Origin of the sequence: Gemmatimonas sp. (assembly GCF_036405635.1) — a bacterium.
In the GTDB taxonomy this organism is placed as follows: Bacteria; Gemmatimonadota; Gemmatimonadetes; order Gemmatimonadales; family Gemmatimonadaceae; genus Gemmatimonas.
Window position 1 is genome coordinate 1 of record NZ_DASWXE010000182.1, and the last position, 3,411, is coordinate 3,411.

Annotated in this window: 5 protein-coding genes; all 5 read right to left on the bottom strand. The window is 64.0% G+C overall.

Annotated elements, in window-relative coordinates:
• Window positions 1-569 (bottom strand): TetR/AcrR family transcriptional regulator (locus VGE27_RS14420; protein WP_331050367.1); only part of this gene is annotated, 569 nt, incomplete at its 3' end.
• Between the two features lie 238 nt (window positions 570-807).
• The gene (locus tag VGE27_RS14425; RefSeq protein WP_331050368.1) at window positions 808-999 is read right to left on the bottom strand and encodes a hypothetical protein; all 192 of its coding nucleotides are present in this window, start codon (window positions 997-999) and stop codon (window positions 808-810) included.
• 23 nt (window positions 1,000-1,022) lie between these two features.
• Window positions 1,023-1,493, bottom strand: a complete 471-nt coding sequence (locus VGE27_RS14430; RefSeq protein ID WP_331050369.1) for a peptidylprolyl isomerase — start codon at window positions 1,491-1,493, stop codon at window positions 1,023-1,025.
• A 55-nt stretch (window positions 1,494-1,548) separates the two neighbouring features.
• On the bottom strand, window positions 1,549-2,376 hold the full coding sequence (gene nth / locus VGE27_RS14435) for an endonuclease III (protein ID WP_331050370.1): 828 nt from the start codon (window positions 2,374-2,376) through the stop codon (window positions 1,549-1,551).
• A 5-nt stretch (window positions 2,377-2,381) separates the two neighbouring features.
• On the bottom strand, window positions 2,382-3,411 hold a 1,030-nt coding region (locus VGE27_RS14440; protein WP_331050371.1), incomplete at its 5' end, for a PHP domain-containing protein.

Here is a 3,411-nt window from a genome sequence, read left to right on the forward strand (position 1 = left end):
AGCTGTGGGTGGAACGCCCGGTTGTTGCACCAGGTGCTGTGGGAGATGAGGATCGCCGAGTACATGCGGGCGGCCATGTTCGGGTCGATGAACCGGAACTCGCCTCGGGCAATGCCCCGTTCGACCACACTGGCCATGAGCCGGCGGCCGCGGGCGATGACCTCCTGGGCATAGAACGCCATGAGGTCGGGGAAATTCACGAGTTCATCGTGGACGAGGCGCTTGAGGACACGCACTCGGTCCGTGCGATGGAAGTTCCAGGACTTTGTAGCGAATTCACGTATCTGTGATTCTGCACTGGCGTCTTTATGCGCCTCTTGTGACGCCTCTGCTTCGCTCAAAGCCACCACGATCGTGGAGCGCACCATTTCCCTGAACAGTTCTTCCTTGTTCGGGAAGTAGAGGTAGATGGTGCCTTTGGCGACCTGGGCGCGCTTGGCGATGTCGTCGAGGCGCGTGCCAGCGAGGCCGCGCTCACCGAACTCGTGAAACGCAGCATCGAGGATCTGTTGGGGTCGTTCTTCCGGCGCCCGACGGCGCGTGGAAGGCGAATCTGGTGCAATGGTCACGGTTCTCTCGGTAGTTACTGACTGACTGGTCAGTCTTAATACGAATCAATGTGATTTTGGTTTCGGATGCAAGAGGGGGCTTTAGCGTCCGGATAAGGTCCGAACCGCAGAATTGCGGGGCCGCCCGTGAACCAGAGGGCATTGGGCTTCCAAGCCAGGCACTTTCAGGGAATCAATCACGACAAAAAAACGGGCCCGGCAAACGCCGAGCCCGCTCACGTTCTCCTTCACGAACCGCTCAGCCGATCGAGGGAGCCTCGATCACCAATGCGCTCGTGTGCTTCGCTTCGGCAGCATGGCCAGCGAACTTCGCGTTCGTCCACACCACGATCCCGTACAGGATGGCGCCGATGAAAATCGAGCCCCCGATGAGACCCAGGAAGGCGGCGCCCATGTCGCTGCTCTGCGCGTGCTTGTCGTGACCAGCCATGATCCGGTGGAGTGAAGGGGAAGTCAGGCGACGTCGGTCACGCGGACCGACACCATATGGTCATTCTGCACGATCGTCGGCAGGATCTCCAGTCCTTCGGTCACCTGGCCGTACACCGTGTGCACGCCGTTCAGGTGGCGCGTATTGGACTCGCTCAGCACCAGGAAGAACTGGCTGCCGCCCGTGTCGCGACCCGCGTGGGCCATGGACAGTGCGCCAATCTTGTGCGTGTGCGGGTTGCCCTTCGTTTCGCACGGGATCTGCCAGCCCGGGCCGCCCGTGCCGATGCGGCGATCGCCGGCCGGCAGGTCGCGCGAGTACGGGTCACCACCCTGCACGACAAAGTCGGGGATCACCCGGTGGAACTTCACGCCATCGTAAAAGCCTTCGTTTGCCAGCTTCTCGAAGTTTTCGACGGTCTTCGGCGCTTCGCCAGCGAATAGCTCGGCGACCAGCGTGCCCTTATTGGTTTCGATCGTAGCGATCTTGGCCACGGATATCTCGCGGTTGAAGGAACAGAATACTGCCTGAAAGCTATCCCGCGGTCCCTCAGGCGTCGATGCCCGCACTGGGACAAACGTCGGCCAGCACACAGGCATCGCAGGCGGGCTTGCGGGCGAAACAGGTACGACGCCCGTGAAAGATCAGCAGGTGACTGAGCTGGGCCCACGACTCCCGCGGAAACAGCGGCATCAGCTCCCGCTCGATCCCCACCGGGTCCGGCTCCCGGGTGAGCCCCAATCGGCGCGACAGTCGCTGCACATGGGTGTCCACCACAATCCCTTCGTTGATGCCGAAGGCATTGCCCAGGATGACGTTGGCGGTCTTGCGTCCCACCCCGGGCAAGGCGACCAGCTCGGCGATCGAGCGCGGCACTTCACTGCCGTGATCGCGCACGAGCGCACGCGCCATGCCAATCAGGCTCTTCGCCTTCGCACGAAAGAATCCGGTGGTGCGGATGATCTCCTCGACCGCTTCGGGGGGCGCGTCAGCCAGCGATTCGGGGTCGGGGAACTGCGCAAACAGCGCCGGCGTGACCATGTTCACGCGTACGTCGGTGCACTGCGCTGAAAGAATCGTGGCGGCCAGCAGCTCGAAGGCGTTGCGATGATCGAGCTCGCAGTGCGCGTCCGGATACGTGGCTTGCAGCCGATCGAGGACCACCGTGGCGATGGCCTGCTTGTCAGCCTTCGTCCTGGGGCTCCGCGCCACCGGAGCGGCTCGCTGCGAGGGCTTCTGTCCGATCGTCTTGGACGTGCGTCGCGAACGCGTCGTGCCAGTGGCTCGTGCCGCGTCGGCAAGCGGGGGGCGCTTCGCGGCTCCGGGCTTTTTCACCGACAACGGCTGACGCGGGCCTCCACCACTCGCACGAGCCATGGGGCCTATGCGATGAGCGAGGCGCGACGCGCGCGCGCAAAGGCGAGTACATCGTCGGCCGAACGCGCGTTCAGCACATTGGACGACGATAGCCAGCCTTTGCGTGCGGTGGCCACACCCAGCTCGAGATTCTCGAATCCCTGCGGCGAGTGGGCGTCCGGGCCGATGCTCACCAGCGTGCCGTGTTCACGGGCCACGCGACACGCGCGCCAATCGATATCGAGGCGATGCGGATCGGCGTTGAGCTCCACGGCCACGCCCACGATGCCGGCCTTCTCGATCACGGCGTCGAGGTCGATGGCATACGGCTCGCGCGTCAGCAGCAATCGCCCGGTGGGGTGCCCGAGGATGGTGAGATGCGGATCGTCGAGGGCTTTCAGCACGCGGTCGGTCATTTGCTTCGCGTTCATGCCATAGCGCGAGTGGATGGACCCGATCACGAAATCGAAGCGATCAAGGAACGCCGCGTCGTAGTCCACGCGGCCGCAGGGCAGGATGTCGGCTTCGATGCCCTTGAGCACACGGAAGTCGACGCCGTCTGTGGCGTAGCGCGCATTGAGCTGGTCGATCTCGTCGTGCTGCTGCAGGATGGCGTCGCGCGCCAGGCCGCCGGCATACGTGTTGGACTGCGAGTGGTCGGACACGCCGAGGTAACGCAGGCCGCGTGCACGGGCGGCTGCCGCCATCTGTTCGATGGTGGCGCCGCCGTCGCTGTACTGCGAATGACAATGCAGTGCACCCACGAGATCCTGCTCCGTGACAAGATCGGGCAGTTGGTTGTCCGCTGCTGCGGGCACCTCGCCCGTGGCTTCGCGCAACTCGGGTGGCACGAAGGCGAGGCCGAGTCGCGCATACAGCGCTGCTTCATCGTCGATGACGATGACCGTGCCTTCCCTATCGCGCAGCTCGTCGCCGGCCAGGGCGAAACCGCGCTGCGTGGCGAGGTCGGTGATCTCTTTCACATGGGCCGTACTACCGGTCGCGCGCCACCAGGCGAGCACGAACTGTTCCGGGCGCACGCAGTGCAGATCCACA

Bases quoted from the DNA above. Each gene is read 5' to 3' on its own strand.
- VGE27_RS14425 (WP_331050368.1), bottom strand. From the start codon at position 999: ATGGCTGGTCACGACAAGCACGCGCAGAGCAGCGACATGGGCGCCGCC.
- nth (WP_331050370.1), bottom strand. From the start codon at position 2,376: ATGGCTCGTGCGAGTGGTGGAGGCCCGCGTCAGCCGTTGTCGGTGAAA.